This window comes from Pseudomonas matsuisoli (assembly GCF_014647635.1).
Classification (GTDB): domain Bacteria; phylum Pseudomonadota; class Gammaproteobacteria; order Pseudomonadales; family Pseudomonadaceae; genus Pseudomonas_P; species Pseudomonas_P matsuisoli.
The window spans coordinates 246,642-263,150 of the sequence record NZ_BMPO01000003.1 but is presented as its reverse complement, the minus strand read 5'-3'; the positions used below and the strand labels follow the sequence as shown (position 1 = coordinate 263,150).

General features: G+C 62.1%; 18 protein-coding genes. 15 read left to right on the top strand and 3 right to left on the bottom strand.

Annotation, left to right across the window (positions count from 1 at the left end; genetic code table 11):
- Positions 1-230 precede the first annotated feature (230 nt).
- The 9 genes from IEY47_RS07485 (at position 231) to IEY47_RS07445 (ending at position 8,595) form a co-directional block, all read left to right on the top strand.
- Positions 231-1,526 carry a cobyrinic acid a,c-diamide synthase CobB gene (locus tag IEY47_RS07485; protein WP_188982544.1) on the top strand — a complete coding sequence of 432 codons (1,296 nt, stop codon included), beginning with the start codon at positions 231-233 and terminating at the stop codon, positions 1,524-1,526.
- Complete coding sequence (bluB, locus tag IEY47_RS07480; RefSeq protein ID WP_188982543.1) at positions 1,519-2,163, top strand: 5,6-dimethylbenzimidazole synthase; 645 nt, start codon at positions 1,519-1,521, stop codon at positions 2,161-2,163. The genes IEY47_RS07485 and bluB overlap by 8 nt, the downstream gene beginning before the upstream one ends.
- A gap of 79 nt (positions 2,164-2,242) precedes the next feature.
- Complete coding sequence (gene cbiB, locus IEY47_RS07475; protein WP_188982542.1) at positions 2,243-3,157, top strand: adenosylcobinamide-phosphate synthase CbiB; 915 nt, start codon at positions 2,243-2,245, stop codon at positions 3,155-3,157.
- A 2-nt stretch (positions 3,158-3,159) separates the two neighbouring features.
- Positions 3,160-4,152: a threonine-phosphate decarboxylase CobD gene (cobD, locus tag IEY47_RS07470; protein WP_188982541.1), complete on the top strand. Its 993-nt coding sequence runs from the start codon at positions 3,160-3,162 to the stop codon at positions 4,150-4,152.
- 14 nt (positions 4,153-4,166) lie between these two features.
- On the top strand, positions 4,167-5,624 hold the full coding sequence (locus tag IEY47_RS07465) for a cobyric acid synthase (RefSeq protein ID WP_188982940.1): 1,458 nt from the start codon (positions 4,167-4,169) through the stop codon (positions 5,622-5,624).
- Between the two features lie 41 nt (positions 5,625-5,665).
- Positions 5,666-6,187: a bifunctional adenosylcobinamide kinase/adenosylcobinamide-phosphate guanylyltransferase gene (cobU, locus tag IEY47_RS07460; protein ID WP_188982540.1), complete on the top strand. Its 522-nt coding sequence runs from the start codon at positions 5,666-5,668 to the stop codon at positions 6,185-6,187.
- A complete protein-coding gene (cobT, locus tag IEY47_RS07455; protein ID WP_188982539.1) occupies positions 6,184-7,236 on the top strand; it encodes a nicotinate-nucleotide--dimethylbenzimidazole phosphoribosyltransferase in 1,053 nt (350 codons plus the stop codon). The genes cobU and cobT overlap by 4 nt, the downstream gene beginning before the upstream one ends.
- Complete coding sequence (locus tag IEY47_RS07450; protein ID WP_188982538.1) at positions 7,233-7,817, top strand: histidine phosphatase family protein; 585 nt, start codon at positions 7,233-7,235, stop codon at positions 7,815-7,817. Before cobT ends, IEY47_RS07450 begins: the two co-directional genes overlap by 4 nt.
- A 46-nt stretch (positions 7,818-7,863) precedes the next feature.
- Complete coding sequence (locus IEY47_RS07445; protein WP_188982537.1) at positions 7,864-8,595, top strand: adenosylcobinamide-GDP ribazoletransferase; 732 nt, start codon at positions 7,864-7,866, stop codon at positions 8,593-8,595.
- A 40-nt stretch (positions 8,596-8,635) separates the two neighbouring features.
- On the opposite strand, the gene IEY47_RS07440 is transcribed toward IEY47_RS07445, so the two are convergent.
- Positions 8,636-8,962 carry a four-helix bundle copper-binding protein gene (locus IEY47_RS07440; RefSeq protein WP_188982536.1) on the bottom strand — a complete coding sequence of 109 codons (327 nt, stop codon included), beginning with the start codon at positions 8,960-8,962 and terminating at the stop codon, positions 8,636-8,638.
- Between the two features lie 125 nt (positions 8,963-9,087).
- On the opposite strand from IEY47_RS07440, the gene IEY47_RS07435 reads away from it, so the two are divergent.
- Complete coding sequence (locus IEY47_RS07435) at positions 9,088-9,498, top strand: MarR family winged helix-turn-helix transcriptional regulator (RefSeq protein WP_188982535.1); 411 nt, start codon at positions 9,088-9,090, stop codon at positions 9,496-9,498.
- Positions 9,499-9,506: 8 nt separating this feature from the next.
- Entirely contained in the window at positions 9,507-10,709 is a 1,203-nt protein-coding gene (locus tag IEY47_RS07430) for an MFS transporter (protein ID WP_373293535.1), read from the top strand.
- Positions 10,710-10,868: 159 nt separating this feature from the next.
- Here the strand turns inward: IEY47_RS07430 and IEY47_RS07425 are convergent, their stop codons facing one another.
- Both IEY47_RS07425 and IEY47_RS07420 read right to left on the bottom strand, forming a co-directional pair.
- Positions 10,869-12,152 carry an OmpP1/FadL family transporter gene (locus IEY47_RS07425; RefSeq protein ID WP_188982534.1) on the bottom strand — a complete coding sequence of 428 codons (1,284 nt, stop codon included), beginning with the start codon at positions 12,150-12,152 and terminating at the stop codon, positions 10,869-10,871.
- Between the two features lie 185 nt (positions 12,153-12,337).
- A complete protein-coding gene (locus tag IEY47_RS07420) occupies positions 12,338-13,204 on the bottom strand; it encodes a sulfurtransferase (protein WP_188982533.1) in 867 nt (288 codons plus the stop codon).
- Positions 13,205-13,338: 134 nt separating this feature from the next.
- On the opposite strand from IEY47_RS07420, the gene rnd reads away from it, so the two are divergent.
- The 4 genes from rnd (at position 13,339) to IEY47_RS07400 (ending at position 16,492) form a co-directional block, all read left to right on the top strand.
- Positions 13,339-14,463 carry a ribonuclease D gene (gene rnd / locus IEY47_RS07415; protein WP_188982532.1) on the top strand — a complete coding sequence of 375 codons (1,125 nt, stop codon included), beginning with the start codon at positions 13,339-13,341 and terminating at the stop codon, positions 14,461-14,463.
- Complete coding sequence (locus IEY47_RS07410; RefSeq protein ID WP_188982531.1) at positions 14,460-14,753, top strand: YcgL domain-containing protein; 294 nt, start codon at positions 14,460-14,462, stop codon at positions 14,751-14,753. The genes rnd and IEY47_RS07410 overlap by 4 nt, the downstream gene beginning before the upstream one ends.
- Positions 14,754-14,758: 5 nt before the next feature.
- The gene (locus IEY47_RS07405) at positions 14,759-15,688 is read left to right on the top strand and encodes a D-2-hydroxyacid dehydrogenase (RefSeq protein ID WP_188982530.1); all 930 of its coding nucleotides are present in this window, start codon (positions 14,759-14,761) and stop codon (positions 15,686-15,688) included.
- Between the two features lie 354 nt (positions 15,689-16,042).
- Positions 16,043-16,492, top strand: a complete 450-nt coding sequence (locus IEY47_RS07400) for a YcgN family cysteine cluster protein (protein ID WP_188982529.1) — start codon at positions 16,043-16,045, stop codon at positions 16,490-16,492.
- Positions 16,493-16,509: the final 17 nt, after the last annotated feature.

The following is a 16,509-nucleotide window of genomic DNA, read 5'->3' as shown; positions in this document are numbered from 1 at the left end:
TGCCGTTGAAGATCCGCAATGGATGCCCGTTGTGGTGACGCCGCGCCTGCGAGGCCTCGCGCTGGATGCTCGTGCCGGTCGGTACGGTGACCGATGAGCCCACCCCTTTCGATCGCGCCAAGGCAGGCGCAACTGTCCATTGCCGGCTGCAGGATATGCGGCAGGGATCAACGTTTGAACGACCTACCGACGATTGAGCTTATGTTTTCCTTGTGTCCGGAGTCCCGCCCGTGAATGCCCGTGCGTGCCCCGCACTCTTGATCTCTGCCTCCGCGTCGGGGCAGGGCAAGACCACGGTTACCGCCGCATTGGCTCGGGCCTACAGCCGCCGGGGACTGAAGGTCCGCGTGTTCAAGTGTGGCCCTGACTTTCTCGACCCCACCATTCTTGCGCGCGCCAGTGGTAGTACCGTTTACCAGATCGATCTGTGGATGATCGGCGAGAGCGAGTCGCGGCGGTTGCTGTGGGAGGCCGCGGGTGAAGCGGACCTCATCCTCGTCGAAGGCGTGATGGGGCTGTACGACGGCCAGCCCTCGGCGGCTGATCTGGCCTGTCGCTTCGAAATCCCGGTGCTCACCATTATCGATGCCGGTGCAATGGCGCAGACCTTCGCCGCGATTGCACATGGGCTTGCGACTTATCGCCCTGGTTTGCCAATGGCCGGTGTATTGGCTAACCGCGTCGGCAGTGTTCGCCATGGGGAGATACTTCGCGATTGCCTGCCCCCTTCCTTGCGCTGGTTCGGCGCCCTGCCGAGGACCCACGAGGCGCAATTACCCAGTCGGCACCTGGGCTTGGTTCAGGCGTCCGAGCTGAATGACCTGGACGCCCGTCTCGATGCCGCAGCCGATGCCCTGGAAGCCTCCGTTTCGATGGCATTGCCAGAACCAGTCTCGTTCGCGCCACCGGCGCTGCGCCCTGCAGCGCCTTGCTTGGCCGGGGTTCGCATAGGCATCGCACACGACGCGGCGTTCGCATTCCTTTACTCGTCGAACGTGGATGAGCTACGGCGGATGGGAGCAGAGCTCGTCTATTTCTCTCCATTGGCGGACGAGACGCTGCCAGAGGTTGACAGTCTCTACCTTCCTGGTGGCTACCCCGAGCTGCATATCGCGCGGCTGGCGGCGAACGCTGGGATGAAGGCGGCAATTAGGGCGCACCATGCTGCCGGTAAGCCCATTCTGGCGGAATGCGGCGGCATGCTTTACTTGCTCGATGCCCTGACCGACAAGCATGGGACGAGCGGGGCAATGGTGGGCTTGCTCCCCGGTGAAGCACACATGCAGACGCGCCTGGCCGCCTTGGCCTTGCAGAGCGTAACGCTTGCCGAGGGCACCTTGCGCGGGCACACCTTCCACCATTCAGTGCTACAAACGTCAGTCGCGGCATTCGCTCGCGGAGAGTGCCCGAATCATCGGCGGGTCGCCGAGGCGGTCTATCGCTCGGGGCGGCTCACCGCATCCTATATTCACTTCTACTTCGCGTCCGACTTGCAGGCCGCAGCGGCATTCTTCGCACATGACTGATCACGCATTCAGCCCCGAGGAACGGGCCGCGCTTTACCGCGCGATAGGTGAGCGGCGTGACATGCGCCACTTCAATGGAGGTTCGGTCGCGCCCGATGTGCTCAAGCGCCTGCTAATGGCCGCTCATCAGGCGCCAAGCGTGGGCTTGATGCAGCCTTGGCGTTTCGTGCGTATTACTCAGCCGACACTACGATCCGCCATCAAGGGGCTGGTGGAAGCCGAGCGAGTGCGCACCGCCGAAGCGCTGGGGGAGCGCTCCGATGCGTTCATGGCGCTAAAAGTGGAAGGTATCGAGGAATGCGCCGAGCTCATCGTCGCTGCACTCATGGACGGTCGCGAGCGGCACATCTTCGGCAGACGCACGCTTCCTGAAATGGACCTTGCGTCATTGGCGTGCGCTATCCAGAACCTATGGCTCGCGGCGCGCGCAGAGGGGCTCGGCATGGGGTGGGTGTCGTTATTCGACCCCGTCGCGCTGGCCGACTTGTTGAGCATGCCTGCTGGAGCGCGGCCGGTCGCGGTGCTTTGCCTTGGGCCCGTGGATAGTTTTTATCCAGCACCCATGCTGGAGCTCGAGGGATGGGCGGATGCGCGGCCGCTCGAAGAATTCGTATTCACCAATGGCTGGGAAAACTGATGATCTTCGCGATGAGCGCCACTGAGCCCGCTCGCTATCCGTTGTCCCGACCTTACTGCAAGTCTCTTGGGGGACGCTCATGAGTCTGGGTATCGCGGTCGCGGCCGGTGTCGCACTGGATATTGCATTAGGTGAGCCCCGGCGTCGGCACCCCTTGGTGATCTTCGGGGGGTGGGCGAACAGCCTCGAGCGCCGTTTCAATGGTGGTGTGACGTCGGGTGAGCCTGGACGCGGCTGGCGCAGCCATGGCGTCAGTGCCTGGTGCCTTGCGGTGATTCCGCTAACCCTGGTCGTCTGGCTGCTGAGCCTTGTCCCTTATTTCGGAGCGGTCGTGGAAGTGGCATGCCTTTATTTCGCCTTGGGCCTACGCAGCCTGACCGAGCACCTCTTGCCCGTTGCCCAGGCGCTACGCCTCGGACAGCTCGATGAAGCACGCCGCTTGGTTGGGCGGGTCGTGAGCCGCGACACGACGGCCTTAGACGAAGAGGGCGTTGCTCGCGCCGCGACCGAGTCGGTGTTGGAGAATGGCAGCGATGCCATTTTTGCCGCCTTGTTCTGGTTTGCTGTCGCGGGCGCGCCGGGTGTGGTGCTGTACCGCCTCAGCAATACGCTGGATGCCATGTGGGGCTATCGAAATCCACGCTACGAGCGCTTCGGCTGGGCGGCTGCGCGAATTGACGACGTGCTCAACCTGATCCCGGCCCGTTTGGTTGCACTGACCTATTCAGTCTGTGGGCGTTTTCGTGGAGGCCTGGCCTGCTGGCTGCGCCAGGGGCATCGCTGGGACAGTCCCAATGCGGGCCCCGTCATGGCCGCGGGCGCTGGTGCGCTGGGTGTTACCCTGGGCGGCGTAGCGATCTATCACGGCGAGTTACATGTTCGTCCAGCGCTGGGGGAGGGCCCAGCGCCGCGCGCACGCGATATTGAGCGTGCGATCAATATCGTTTGGTTAGGCGTGGGATTGTGGGTCCTGCTGCTCATGCTTGGAGGCTGATAGTGCTGGAACACGGTGGGCGGCTGCGAGCAGCAGCCAAGCAATTCGGGATTCCACTCGCGGAGTGGATGGACCTGTCCACGGGCATCGCACCTGCCGGGTTGCCGATCCCGCCAATACCTACCGCCGTCTGGAATCGCCTTCCCGAACCCGATGACGAGCTTCGCGAGGCGGCCGCTGCGTATTACGGCGTGCCGCACGCATTGCCCGTCGCGGGCTCTCAGGCAGCGATCCAGGCGCTACCGCAGATTCGCCGGCAGGCGCGGATCGGGATCGTCTCACCGTGTTATGCAGAGCACGCGCATGCCTGGAAGCGCGAAGGTCACTCATTGTTGGAGTTGACCGAAGCGGGTGTCCCTCGGGCAATCGAGCGCCTTGACGTCCTGCTGGTCATCAATCCGAACAACCCCACCGGCCGGCTGATCCCCAGCGAGCGGTTGCTGGAGTGGCATGCGCGGTTGGCTGAGCGCAACGGTTGGCTCATCGTCGACGAGGCGTTCATGGACTGCACGCCGACAGCGAGCCTGGCACCGTTTTGCCCGCGACCGGGGCTGGTCGTGCTGCGCTCCTTCGGCAAATTCTTCGGCATGGCCGGCGCACGCCTGGGTTTCGTGTTGGCCGATGGCGATCTGTCGCATCGTCTCGAGCGCTTGCTAGGGCCTTGGACGGTCAATGGACCCACGCGACATGTCGCCATTCATCAATTGCGCGATGTCGCGGCGCAGCAGCGCCAGAGAGATTCGTTGCATCAGGCCGGGGCACGGCTTGCAAGCCTGCTGACGGAGCACGGCCTGCCGCCTACCGGCGGCTGTCCTTTGTTTCAGTGGTGCGTGACGCGCCGCGCGGAAAAGCTGCATCGCTTTCTCGCTGCCCAGGGAATCCTCGTTCGGCTTTTCCATCAACCCGCGAGCGTTCGTTTCGGCTTGCCAGCGGACGAAGCGGCTTGGACGCGGCTGGATCGCGCGCTGCACGCGTTCCAGGAGAGTGAGGCGTGACGGCACGTACGCTAATGGTTCAGGGCACCACGTCGGATGCGGGAAAGAGCACTCTGGTGACCGCGTTATGCCGTTGGCTCAAGCGACAAGGTGTGAGTGTTGCACCCTTCAAGCCGCAAAACATGGCGCTCAACAGCGCCGTGACCGCAGATGGCGGTGAGATTGGCCGGTCCCAGGCCGTTCAGGCACAGGCGTGCGGATTGGCGCCCCATACCGACATGAACCCGGTGTTGCTCAAACCCAACAGCGACACCGGTGCCCAGGTCATCGTGCACGGCCATGCCGTGGGCAACATGGATGCGGTCACGTATCACGATTACAAGCAGATCGCCCGAGAGGCGTCATTGAGCTCGCATGCGCGCCTGGCGGCATCCTATGGGGTCGTCATGGTGGAAGGCGCTGGGTCTCCCGCCGAAATCAATCTTCGCGCGAACGATATCGCCAATATGGGTTTCGCTGAAGCGGTGGACTGCCCGGTCTTGCTGATTGCCGATATCGACAAAGGGGGCGTTTTCGCGCACCTGGTGGGCACGCTGGAATTGCTTTCCGAAACGGAGCGCGCGCGCGTTGCCGGCTTCGTCATCAATCGGTTTCGCGGCGACATCGCGCTATTGCGGCCGGGCCTGGACTGGCTGGAAGCGCGTACCGGCAAACCGGTCCTGGGGGTTTTGCCTTATCTCACGCATTTCCATCTGGAAGCCGAAGACGCCATCGATCGCCGTCAAACTGCTCCAGACGACGCTGCGCCAACCGTGCTCCAGGTGGTCGTGCCAGTACTGCGGCGCCTGAGCAACCACACGGACTTCGATCCGTTACGCCTGCATCCTCAGGTGAACGTCACCTTCGTAGCCGCCGGCGAGGCCATTCCCGCCGCCGATCTGATCATCCTTCCCGGCTCGAAAAGTGTACGCGCCGATCTGGCCTGGCTACGCGCCAATGGCTGGCAGTCCGCGATCGAGCGCCACCTGCGCTATGGCGGTAAGGTGCTGGGTATCTGCGGCGGTTTACAGATGCTTGGTAAGCGGGTGATCGATGCCAGCGGTTTGGAAGGCCCAGCAGGCGAGAGCGATGGATTTGGCTTTCTCGATCTGGACACGTCGCTCGAGGCGCAAAAGCAGCTGCGCAACGTGACAGGCCGACTGACCCTGGGTAGCAGCGCAGTCAGTGGTTATGAGATTCACGCCGGTGTCTGCCACGGGCCTGCCCTGGAGCGCCCAGCGGTATGGTTGGACGACGGGCGTCGCGATGGGGCTTGCAGTGAAGATGGGCAGGTCATGGGCACCTATCTTCATGGGCTCTTCGAGACCCCTTCGGCGTGCGAAGCGTTGTTACGCTGGGCCGGTCTTTCGACGGTCGAATCGTTCGATTATCACGCGCTCCGGGAGCGGGAAATTGAGCGCCTGGCCGATCTCGTCGACGGGCATCTGGATACCGCGCTGCTCAAATCGCTGTGCGGGATCGCTGCCGATTAGACATCTTACGTGGCCCTCGCTGGCCGCTTCTGGAGTGACCTATGTTTGAACTCATTCTTGGCGGAGCGCGCTCGGGCAAGAGTCGCCTGGCCGAACGCCTGGCGTCGGAGGCAGGATTGGCCGTTACCTATATCGCGACCAGCCAGTCACTGGACGGCGAGATGCACGCTCGCATCGAGGGACATCGGGCACGTCGTCCGGTGGAGTGGGGGCTCGTCGAAGAGCCCGTCGCGCTCGCGCGCGTTCTGCACGAGCACGCTGCCGCCGATCGTTGCCTGCTCGTGGATTGCTTGACGTTGTGGCTAACCAACTTGCTGCTACTCGATGATTCTGACGCGCTGCCACGCGAGCGCGATGCGCTACTGGATTGCGTCGAGCACTTGCCTGGGCGGGTGATTATGGTGAGCAACGAGACTGGGTTGGGCGTTGTGCCTATGGGTGAACTCAGCCGACGCTATGTCGACGAAGCCGGTACCTTGCACCAGGCGTTGGCGGCGCGGGCTGGTCGGGTCGCGTTTTGCATAGCGGGTTTACCCATGGTGTTGAAAGGAGAACCGTTTTGAATCGTTTGTGGTGGCAAGCGCCCTGTGAAACGCCCGATGGCGACACCGAATCCTCGGCGCTCGCCCACCAGGCGCAACTGACGAAACCCACGGGCTCGCTGGGTCAACTCGAGGCTATCGCGGTACGTCTGGCTGGGTTGCAACGTACCGTCAAACCGGAGCTCGATCGACTTTGGATCACGGTGTTCGCTGGAGACCATGGTGTCGTGGCAGAGGGTGTTTCGGCCTATCCGCAAGCGGTCACGGTCGAGATGCTGCGCAATTTCGTGCAGGGCGGTGCCGCCATCAGCGTACTCGCTCGGCACCTTGGGGCGACGCTGGAAGTCATCGATCTGGGGACGGCATATCCCTATGACGCACTGTCTGGCGTGCAGTCACTGGCCCTTGGCCCAGGAACTGCGAACCTGTGCCAGGCGGCTGCCATGAGCGAAGCGCAACTCGACGCTGCGTTGGGTGCGGGCAGGGCGGCAGTCGAACGAGCCAAAACCAATGGCGCACAGTTGTTCATCGGCGGGGAAATGGGCATCGGCAATACCACCGCAGCCAGCGCGCTGGGCTGCGCCTTGCTTGGCGTGCCTGCGGCTCGGCTGGTCGGTCCAGGAACCGGGCTCGATGATCGGGGCGTTGGGCATAAAACCAAGGTCATCGAGACGGCCCTTGCGCGGCATCGGCAGGCAACGGCGCCGAGCGAAGCGTTGCGTTGCCTAGGAGGATTCGAAATCGCGGCACTGACAGGAGCGTATCTGGCCTGTGCGCAAGCGGGCGTACCAGCCCTGGTGGACGGGTTCATCAGTAGCGTCGCGGCGTTATGCGCCGTGCGTATGAATCCTAGCGTCGCGCCGTGGTTGTTCTATGGGCATCGCGGGGCAGAACCTGGGCACGCGGCAGTGCTTGCAGCGTTAGGTGCAGACCCCTTGCTCGAACTGGGTCTGCGGCTCGGGGAGGGCAGCGGCGCTGCGTTGGCCGTTCCTTTACTGCGCCAGGCCTGTGCCCTGCACGGCGAAATGGCGACCTTCGCCGAGGCATCGGTGTCGGATCGTCCGGCGTGAGCGTTCGCTGGACGTTGCTTCGCCATGGCATGACGGAGGGGGCGCAAGGGTTTCGCGGTCGCCTGGATGTGCCATTGAGCGAAGAGGGTTTGATGCAGATGAAAGACGCTGCCGCTGCGCTTGACGGGTATGACTGCGTCGTTACATCGCCCTTACAGCGTTGCGCGCGGTTCGCAGGCGAGTGGGCGCGACAGAATGGGCTTCCGCTCGAAATCGAGGCGGACCTGCGCGAGCTCGATTTCGGTCAATGGGAGGGTCGAACCGCTGCCGAGCTCATGGTCGATCAGGCTGCGGACCTCGGGCGGTTTTGGGACGATCCGTATGGATTCACCCCACCTGACGGTGAGCCGGTGGCGCATTTCGATCGCCGAATCATCAAGGCGATGACGCGGTTGACCCACCGCTTCGCCGGACAGCGTGTCTTGTTGGTGACCCATGGAGGCGTCATTCGGCTACTGCTGGCGCGGGCGCGCCGTTTGCCACGCAAGGACTTACTCCAAGTGGAAGCAGGCTATGCCACTTGCCATCCGCTCGCGACGATATTAGCAAACGGGCAATTACGCCTTTCCGAGGCGACTTGATTCTCCGCCGAATCAAAACCGTTCAATTCGACTGCACGAGACAGACATGACGCCGTTTTTGATTGCATTGCAGTTCCTGACGAGCCTTCCCGTGCGCCTTCGTGAGATGCCGGAACCTGCGGACCTGGGACGCTCGATGGTGTGCTATCCCTTGGTCGGCCTGCTGCTCGGCATCGCATTATGGGTGGTCGCGAACGGGCTGGATGATTCGCCGAACCTCCTTGCTGCGGCGTTACTACTGGCGCTTTGGGTCGGGTTGACCGGCGCTTTGCATCTGGACGGCCTTGCAGACAGTGCAGATGCCTGGCTCGGCGGTCTGGGTGACAGAGCGCGTACGCTGGCCATCATGAAAGATCCGCGCTGCGGCCCAATGGCTGTCGTTGTGCTGGTGGCGATCCTGTTACTCAAATTCGCCGCAATCTCGGCGCTCTTGGCGAAGGGTTTCACGTTGGCACTTCCACTGGCGGCGGTCGCGGGCCGAACAGCACTGATCGGTTTATTCCTGACCACGCCCTACGCGAGACCTGGCGGGTTGGGTGAAGCGCTTTCCCAGCACCTCCCGCGGCCAGCCGCCAAATCAGTCTTGGGGGTGACGGCCATTGCCCTCTGCATGGTGGGAGGATGGGCCGGTGTCAGCCTGTTGCTTGTGCTCGGCGCTCTGTTCTGGTGGCTGCGTCGGGCAATGCTCAGGCGCCTGGGCGGGACCACTGGCGACACGGCGGGCGCACTGCTGGAACTGACCGAATGCGCCGCATTGGTTTGGCTGGCCCTGGTTTAGGCCACCTGCGGCAACATCCAAATAGTCGAAGCGCTGCCATTTAGGCAGCCATGGCCTCGCACTCGTCGGCACAATGTTGGCATGCGCTTGCGCATTGTTGGCAGTGGTCATGGGTGTGGCGCGCGCATTCCTCTGCACAGGCGCGGCAGGCTGCAGCGCACAGCTGGCAGATGTCTTGGGCGAAAGGGCTTTGTCGGCTCATGAGCGTTTCCGCCATGCGGCAGAGGTCCGCGCAGTCCCGATCGAGCCGAATGCAATCGGCCATCATGGCAACGTCCGTTTCCCGCAAACAGGCGCTCGCGCAGGTTTCGCAGGCAATGGCGCACGCGCTGCATGCTTGAATACAGGACGCAAAAGAGTTGTTCATAAAGGCTCCGTCGTTGATTCATGGTTCGTCTATCTAGCTAACGACCGACCCTGGATGTCGCCGGTTCAGCGCAAAGGACATGCGCGCATTGACTCGATCGGAATGCGGGTATATACACTTATTCCATGTTACCTACCCATTGTTTGTGCACCCAGCTGCGTCGCGCAGCGCGAAGCGTGACCCGCCAATACGACGACGCGCTCGTAGATGTTGGTATCAATGCTGCCCAGCTTTCCCTATTGCGCCACGTCGATCGCCTGGGCACACCGTGCATCAGTGATCTGGCATTCGCGATGGGGCTGGATCGCAGCACCCTGGGTCGCAACCTGAAGGTGCTAGAGCAATCGGGTCTTATTCAATTGAGTCCTGGCCGGGATCTGCGCAATCGCACCGTGTCGCTTTCGGACGAAGGCAAGGCACGGCTTGGCGGTGCCGAACAGGCATGGGAGAGGGTGCAGCGGTCGCTCGCGGACCGACTGGGGGCTGAACAACAACGTGCATTGATGAGCTTGCTCGAGCAATTACAACAACCATAGGAAATGCCATGTCTGCCCTGTCCCGTTCCAGCGCCATCGTTCTAACGCTCGCCGCTGTCATCCTGGCGTTGTCGCTGGGTACGCGCCACGGCTTTGGGCTATTTTTGCCGCCGATGAACGCCGAGTTTGGGTGGGGCCGCGAGACGTTTGCGTTTGCCTTCGCATTGCAAAATCTAATCTGGGGGCTGACCCAGCCCCTCACGGGTGCGCTGGCCGATCGCTTTGGTGCCGCGCGTGCAGTGGCCGGTGGTGGCGCGCTTTACGCGCTGGGGTTGGTCTGCATGGCGCTGGCGGACAGTCCCTTGTCGCTCTCGCTGAGCGCGGGGTTGCTGATCGGTATGGGCCTGTCCGGCACGTCCTTTTCGGTATTGCTGGGCGTCGTCGGGCGCGCGGTCCCACCGGAGAAGCGCAGTATGGCCATGGGTGTGGCGGCGGCAGCGGGATCGTTCGGTCAATTCGCGATGCTGCCAGGGACCATGGGTTTGATCGGCTGGTTGGGCTGGTCGTCGGCGTTGCTCGCGCTCGGCTTCCTCGTAGCGCTGATGGTGCCGCTCGCGTCCATGTTGAAGGATCGGCCGCTGCCTGCCCAGGCCGGTAGCGAGCAAACGTTGCGCGAGGCATTAGGGGAAGCCTCACAGCATTCAGGGTTCTGGCTGCTTTCGCTTGGCTTTTTCGTATGCGGTTTCCATGTCGTGTTCGTCGGGATCCATTTGCCGGCCTATCTCGTGGATCAACAGCTGCCGGCATCGACCGGGACGACAGTGCTCGCATTGGTCGGGCTGTTCAACATCGTCGGCACCTACACGGCAGGTTGGCTCGGTGGGCGCTTTTCCAAGCCGAAACTGCTCACAGCGTTGTACCTGGCCAGGGGCGTGGTGATCACCTTGTTCTTCGTGCTGCCGGTCACCGTCTGGTCGGCCTATGCATTCGGTGTCGCGATGGGGCTGCTCTGGCTATCCACGGTTCCGCTGACCAATGGCACGGTCGCGACGTTATTCGGCGTACGCAATCTTTCCATGTTGGGCGGCCTCGTGTTCCTGTTCCATCAGATCGGCTCTTTCCTGGGCGGATGGCTCGGCGGGTACGTCTACGACCATACGGGTAATTACGATTTGGTATGGCAGCTGTCGATTCTCTTGAGCCTGCTGGCTGCCGCGCTCAATTGGCCGGTGCGGGAGCAGCCGGTCGCCCGTTTGCAGGGTGCCGTATGACAGTGGCCTGGCGTGCGGGCATCGCGGTGCTCACGATCATCGTACTCACGCTGTGCTGGTGGGGCTGGCAGAAGGGCGGGCTGGGTTTGGCGGGGCTGGTGATGAGTGTTTGCTGACTGCTGAGATGGCCCCCGGGATTACCGGGGGCCACGACCCTGCTTAGAAGCGATAGGTCAGCTGTGCACCCACGGTATGGGCACTGTTCTCGTAGGTGGCGCTGTAGTTCTGGGTCACTCCCGCAGAGACGGGGCGGGATTGATCGATATCGGCATCGTCTTCTCGTAGGTACAGGTAGGCGACGTCGATGGTGAGATCCTTGGTCGGGCTCCAGCCGGCGCCGATGCTGAAGTTGGTGCGATCGTTGATCGGCACGCGCGGCGAGCGATGCGTGTCGTTAGCGGGCGACTCATCGATGCCGATACCCGCGCGCAACACCCATTCCTCGTTCAGCTGGTAAGCCGCACCGATTGAATAGGCCCAGGTGTCTTTCCAGTCCTGTTCCTCTTCGATGGAGGACACAGGCGCGCCTAGCTGATTTTCCACCAGCAGTGATTCCAGCCGGCTCCAACGTGTCCACGTAGCGCTGGCGTGAAGCGTCCATTGATCGTTGAGCGCGTGGGTGATGCCCAGGTCAACCGACTCCGGTGTCTTCAGGTCCAGCTCCGCGTCGTATTTACCCGCGAACGGCCCAAACGCGACGCCCGAGAAACGGGTATCGCCTTCGAGTTTGTAATCCACCATCGAGTGGTACGTCAGGCCCACTCGCGTTTGCGGGGTGATCTCGTACAGGATGCCGGCGTTGAAGCCGAATGCGGTGTCGTCACCCTCGATCTTCACGCGGCTGTCGGGAATGCCGGGGCCGCCGAATACGGCGCTTTCGAGCTGTCCACTAATACGATTTATCGTCGGGCCAAAGCCGACCGACAGTTGGTCGTTGATGCGAAAGCTGACGGTCGGCTGCACCGTGATGACTTCGACTTCGCTGTAGTCGCCGAAGTAACGCCCCTGGAAGCCGCTCTCATAATCAGTCAAGAGGCCGAAGGGTACATAGACGCCCAGCCCGAACGCCCAGCGATCATCGATTGGCTTGACGTAATAGCCCATCGGAATCCCGATGGAAGGGACCATGTCGCCGTCGTTACTGCCGGCATTGCTGGCAACCGGCGTGCCGCCCACGTTCAGCGTCGAGCTCGTATCTTTTATGTCGCTACGGGCAAATATGCCAGCGACGCCGAGCGTGACCTGTTCCCTGTCGATAAGGGCCATTCCAGCCGGGTTTCCAAATACGGTAGAAGCATCCGTCGCCGCCGAAGCGCGACCGGAAAACGCCATGCCCATCGCGCTAATACTTTGTTCGTTGAGGGCAAAGCCGGATGCATGCGCTTGGCTAGCAAGCGCTCCCAGTACCAATGCGATGCCAGAATGAATCCCAATTTTTTTCATATTGTTTTCCTCGGGGAAAGGCTCATGTACATGGCCAACGGGTGGCACGCTATCAATAAAGAATCATCTGCGCTAGCCGGCAAGATCAGCGGCTGAAACGGGATGTTTCCCTGCACGCGCACCTCTACCTCAGTACATTAGCTCAATGCCGAGAAAACGCAGGGGCGTTTTTTCTGACCGAATGGTCATTTCGCCTCGGCGGGTCCGTCGCCGGATGCGATTGGACGTTGCGGGTCGGTGATCCACTCACTCCACGAGCCGGCGTACAGCTTGCCGACCGGGAATCCTGCAAGGCTCATTGCGAAGAGATTGTGGCAGGCGGTCACACCGGACCCACAATAGGCAATGACTTCTCGCTGTTCGGGGGCGAGCCGCGCGAACCGTTCGCGCAGCTGTTCCACCGTCTTGAAGCGGCCCTGCTCATCGAGGTTTTCGGTGAATGGCCAGCAACTGGCACCGGGGACGTGGCCGGCGACCGGGTCGATTGGCTCTGCTTCGCCGCGAAAACGGGTAGGCGCACGCGCATCGATCAGGGTCAGCCCGGGTGTGCCCAGCGCTGCATGCACAGTTTGCGCATCGACGACGAGCGCAGGATCGGGGCGCCCAATGAAGTCGCCTGGCTCGACGGCAGGCTCATCGGCGGTGATCAAGCCACCCGCCTGTTTCCAGGCGCTAAGTCCGCCGTCGAGCAGTGCAACGCTTTCCTGTTTGCCGAGCCAGAACAACGCCCACCAGGCGCGCGCCGCGTAACTGCCGTTGCCGTCGTCGTAGATCACGACATGGCTGTCGCTGTTCAAGCCAAGGCCCGCCAGCCGCTGACTCAGAATGTTCGGGGCCGGAAGAGGGTGGCGACCCGTTTGGCCGGGGACGACGGGGCCGGATAAGTCTTTTTCCAAATCGAGAAAGTGCGCCCCCGGCAGATGCCCCGCCTCGTAGGCCTTTCTGCCATAGGCCGGGTCGTCCAGGGCAAAGCGGCAGTCCAGCAAGAAAACCTCCGGCTGGGAGAGGCGAATAGCCAGCTGTTCGCAGGTGATGAGTTGGGCGTGAGACATGCAGGCTCCAGGTCGGCAAAGGCTGTTCAACTATAGAAGCTCCCCGTACGGGTGCGTTCCCGAATCGCCACCGGGACAGCCCGGCGGCGCGTCGATATACTGCGCAGCCTCGCACACCTACCCAGGGAGACTCCGTGCCCTTCGATATCCAATGGATCACGACGGACGCTCAATTGGCCGCCTATTGCCAGCAATGGCAAGCGTTGCCCTTCGTGGCGCTGGACACCGAATTCGTCCGTGTCGATACGTTCTATCCGCAGGCAGGCCTGTTACAGGTAGGGGATGGCACACAGGCGTTCCTCATCGATCCGCTGGAGATCCGCGACTGGGGTCCGTTTGCTGCGTTGCTGGAGGACCCGGCCGTCTACAAGGTGCTGCACGCCTGTAGCGAAGACCTCGAAGTGCTGCTCCGCCTCACAGGCGCATTGCCCGCGCCGCTGTTCGATACCCAACTCGCCGCGGCCTATCTGGGGATGGGGCATTCGATGGGGTATTCGCGGCTGGTGCTCGCCGTACTCGGGATCGAAGTGCCCAAGGAAGAAACGCGTTCCGACTGGTTGCAGCGTCCGCTTACCGAGCTGCAGGAGCGCTATGCCGCCGCGGACGCCGTGCATCTGGCAGAGGTCTACCGGGAGTTGGCACCCCGCTTGAGCGAGGAAAAACAGGCGGCGTTGCTGGAAGACGGTGCCGACCTCGTCGCCAATCTATGCCGGGAGTTCGACCCTTACGAGCTCTATCGCGAGGCGAAACTGGGCTGGAAGCTTAGTCGCCAGCAATTAGCCGTGTTGCGCGAACTGTATGCGTGGCGCGAGCTACAGGCACGCGAGCGCGATCAGCCGCGTAACCGCATCGTACGGGAGCACTGCCTCTGGCCGTTGGCTAAGTTCCAGCCGACCGACCGCAATGCCTTGTCGCGTATCGAAGACATGCACCCGCGCACCGTGCGCCAGGATGGCGAAACATTGCTCCGCCTCATTGCCGAGGCCGGCAGCGTCGCGCCGGATCATTGGCCCGAACCGCTGCCTCCACCGCTGCCACCGGAGGCGTCTACGCTGTTGAAACGGCTCCGGGCGGTTGGGCAGGCACACGCCGAACGTTTGGGCATGTCACCAGAATTGATGTTGCGCAAGAAGGTCCTCGAAAGCCTGTTGCGCAGCGGTTACCCGGATGGTCCTTATCAATTGCCGGACTCGTTGAAAGGCTGGCGCCGCAGGCTGATGGGCGATGACTTGCTGGCGACGCTTGAGGAACCCGTATGAAACGTATCTGTTCGATCTACAAGAGCCCACGCAAGCGGGAAATGTACCTTTACGTGGAAAAGCGTGACGCCTTGGCCAAAGTGCCCGAAGCGTTGCTGGCCGCCTTCGGCGCGCCCATCCATGCATTCGATCTGGTGCTCAGCCCAGAACGGGCGCTCGCCCGAGAAGACATCAACAAGGTCCTCGCCAATCTGGAGAGTCAGGGCTACCACCTGCAAATGCCACCTCCCGAGGACGAGTACATCGAGCATCTACCGGACGAATTGCTCCGCATGAACGATCCGGTCTGACGCCGATGCGCCTGCTCATCGCGGAAACCAAGGCCGCTGCTTATGCCGATAGCCTCGCGGAGATGCCGGGACTCGACATCACGGTCGCAGAAACCCAAAGTGAGGTGACTGCAGGCGCCGCCGTCTGCGAAATCTGGCTCGGTGCACCTGACCTACTGGTGGAGCCTTTGAGGCGGGGCTTGCGTCCACGGTGGTTGCAGTCGACCTGGGCGGGCATCACACCGTTATTGGCGGAGGGACTGCCGAGGGACTACCTGCTCAGCCGAGCGGTCGGCGTATTCGGTCAGGTCATCAGCGAGTACGCATTGACCTACATGCTAGCGAACGAACGTCAATTGTTGGCGCGCTTGGATAGCCAGCGTGCCGGACACTGGGATACGACGCTGCCCGGCACATTGGCGGGAAAGTGCGTGCTGATCGTAGGGACCGGTGACATCGGCTCGGCGATTGCGCAATTACTGCGGGGGTTCGGCTGCGAGCTTCTAGGGATATCGCGTCAGCTTCATACGGGCTCCGTGTTCGATCGGACCGGCACGTTGGAGGCGCTGCCGACCTTCGCTGCGCGGGCCGACTACGTGATCAATCTGCTTCCCGATACCTCACGGACGCGGGACGTTTATAACGCGGCTTTTTTTCAGGAAATGAAGCCGAGCGCGCTGTTCATCAACGTCGGACGCGGCGGCGCGGTCGTAGAAAACGATCTTGTGGCTGCGCTAGAGCAAGGCCATCTGGCAGGAGCCGTCTTGGATGTCTTTCGCCAGGAACCGCTTCCGCATGATCACCCATTCTGGTCCGCCCCAAACCTGGTCATCACGGGTCACGTTGCTGGGCCGACCCTGGTGCCCCTGATGTCGGGTTTGTTCAAGGACAACGTGCGGCGTTTGCAAACAGGTGAAGACCTGCGGGGGCAGGTCGACTTCAACCGCGGCTATTAGGCCTGTTAACACTACTTAAGCTAGCGCGCCGATGCCCGTTTTTGCGCAAGATTAGGCGGGAGCCGCAACGTTTGGTGGCTCCAAACGTAAGGTGAGCAACGACGTATCGCGCAAAAACGGGCTCGTCCTGGAAGGTTGCGCGAGAAATGATGCCAGCTGGCGTTGCAGGACTTGATAAGGGACAACACGGCCAGTCTGGTCATTACCTGCGTCCTGCGCCTTATCTGGCGTCATTTCTCGCAGCAACGCGCTTAGCTTAAGTAGCGTTAACAGGCCCTAACCCGACCGCCGCGACTTGGCCTGGGTACGGCGTGGGTCTACACTGCGCGCCTTTTCCGCTATCCACTCCCGCACATGGCCGCCAAAGTCGAACCCTTCTGGAAACGCAAGACGCTCGCGCAGCTCGATCCCGATGAGTGGGAGTCGCTGTGCGACGGCTGTGGCTTGTGCTGTCTGCAAAAGCTGGAAGACGAGGATGACGGCGGTGTGTACTACACGCGGATTGCCTGCCGTTTATTGGATCTCAAGACGTGCCAATGCAGTGACTACGGCAACCGCCGTGCGTCGGTGCCCGACTGTATTCAGCTCACGCCAGCCGGGGCCGACGCGTTCAAATGGCTTCCGCCGACCTGCGGTTACCGATTGGTGTCGGAGGGTAAGGATTTGCCGCTTTGGCATCACCTGGTGAGCGGCGATCCTGATGCCGTGCACGAGGCACGTATCTCGCAGTCCGGCCGGATGCTGCCTGAAAACAGCGTGGCCGAGGATGATTGGGAAGACCACCTGATTTTCCGTGCGGGCTAGGGTATTCCGGCTATCGA

Excerpts from the sequence above, each read along its gene's own strand:
- IEY47_RS07465 (WP_188982940.1), top strand. The coding sequence starts at position 4,167 with ATGGTTCAGGGCACCACGTCGGATGCGGGAAAGAGCACTCTGGTGACC.
- IEY47_RS07405 (WP_188982530.1), top strand. The coding sequence starts at position 14,759 with ATGCGCCTGCTCATCGCGGAAACCAAGGCCGCTGCTTATGCCGATAGC.
- IEY47_RS07440 (WP_188982536.1), bottom strand. The coding sequence starts at position 8,962 with ATGAACAACTCTTTTGCGTCCTGTATTCAAGCATGCAGCGCGTGCGCC.
- IEY47_RS07420 (WP_188982533.1), bottom strand. The coding sequence starts at position 13,204 with ATGTCTCACGCCCAACTCATCACCTGCGAACAGCTGGCTATTCGCCTC.
- IEY47_RS07430 (WP_373293535.1), top strand. The coding sequence starts at position 9,507 with ATGTCTGCCCTGTCCCGTTCCAGCGCCATCGTTCTAACGCTCGCCGCT.
- bluB (WP_188982543.1), top strand. The coding sequence starts at position 1,519 with ATGACTGATCACGCATTCAGCCCCGAGGAACGGGCCGCGCTTTACCGC.
- IEY47_RS07445 (WP_188982537.1), top strand. The coding sequence starts at position 7,864 with ATGACGCCGTTTTTGATTGCATTGCAGTTCCTGACGAGCCTTCCCGTG.
- cobU (WP_188982540.1), top strand. The coding sequence starts at position 5,666 with ATGTTTGAACTCATTCTTGGCGGAGCGCGCTCGGGCAAGAGTCGCCTG.
- IEY47_RS07435 (WP_188982535.1), top strand. The coding sequence starts at position 9,088 with ATGTTACCTACCCATTGTTTGTGCACCCAGCTGCGTCGCGCAGCGCGA.
- IEY47_RS07425 (WP_188982534.1), bottom strand. The coding sequence starts at position 12,152 with ATGAAAAAAATTGGGATTCATTCTGGCATCGCATTGGTACTGGGAGCG.
- IEY47_RS07400 (WP_188982529.1), top strand. The coding sequence starts at position 16,043 with ATGGCCGCCAAAGTCGAACCCTTCTGGAAACGCAAGACGCTCGCGCAG.
- cbiB (WP_188982542.1), top strand. The coding sequence starts at position 2,243 with ATGAGTCTGGGTATCGCGGTCGCGGCCGGTGTCGCACTGGATATTGCA.
- IEY47_RS07410 (WP_188982531.1), top strand. The coding sequence starts at position 14,460 with ATGAAACGTATCTGTTCGATCTACAAGAGCCCACGCAAGCGGGAAATG.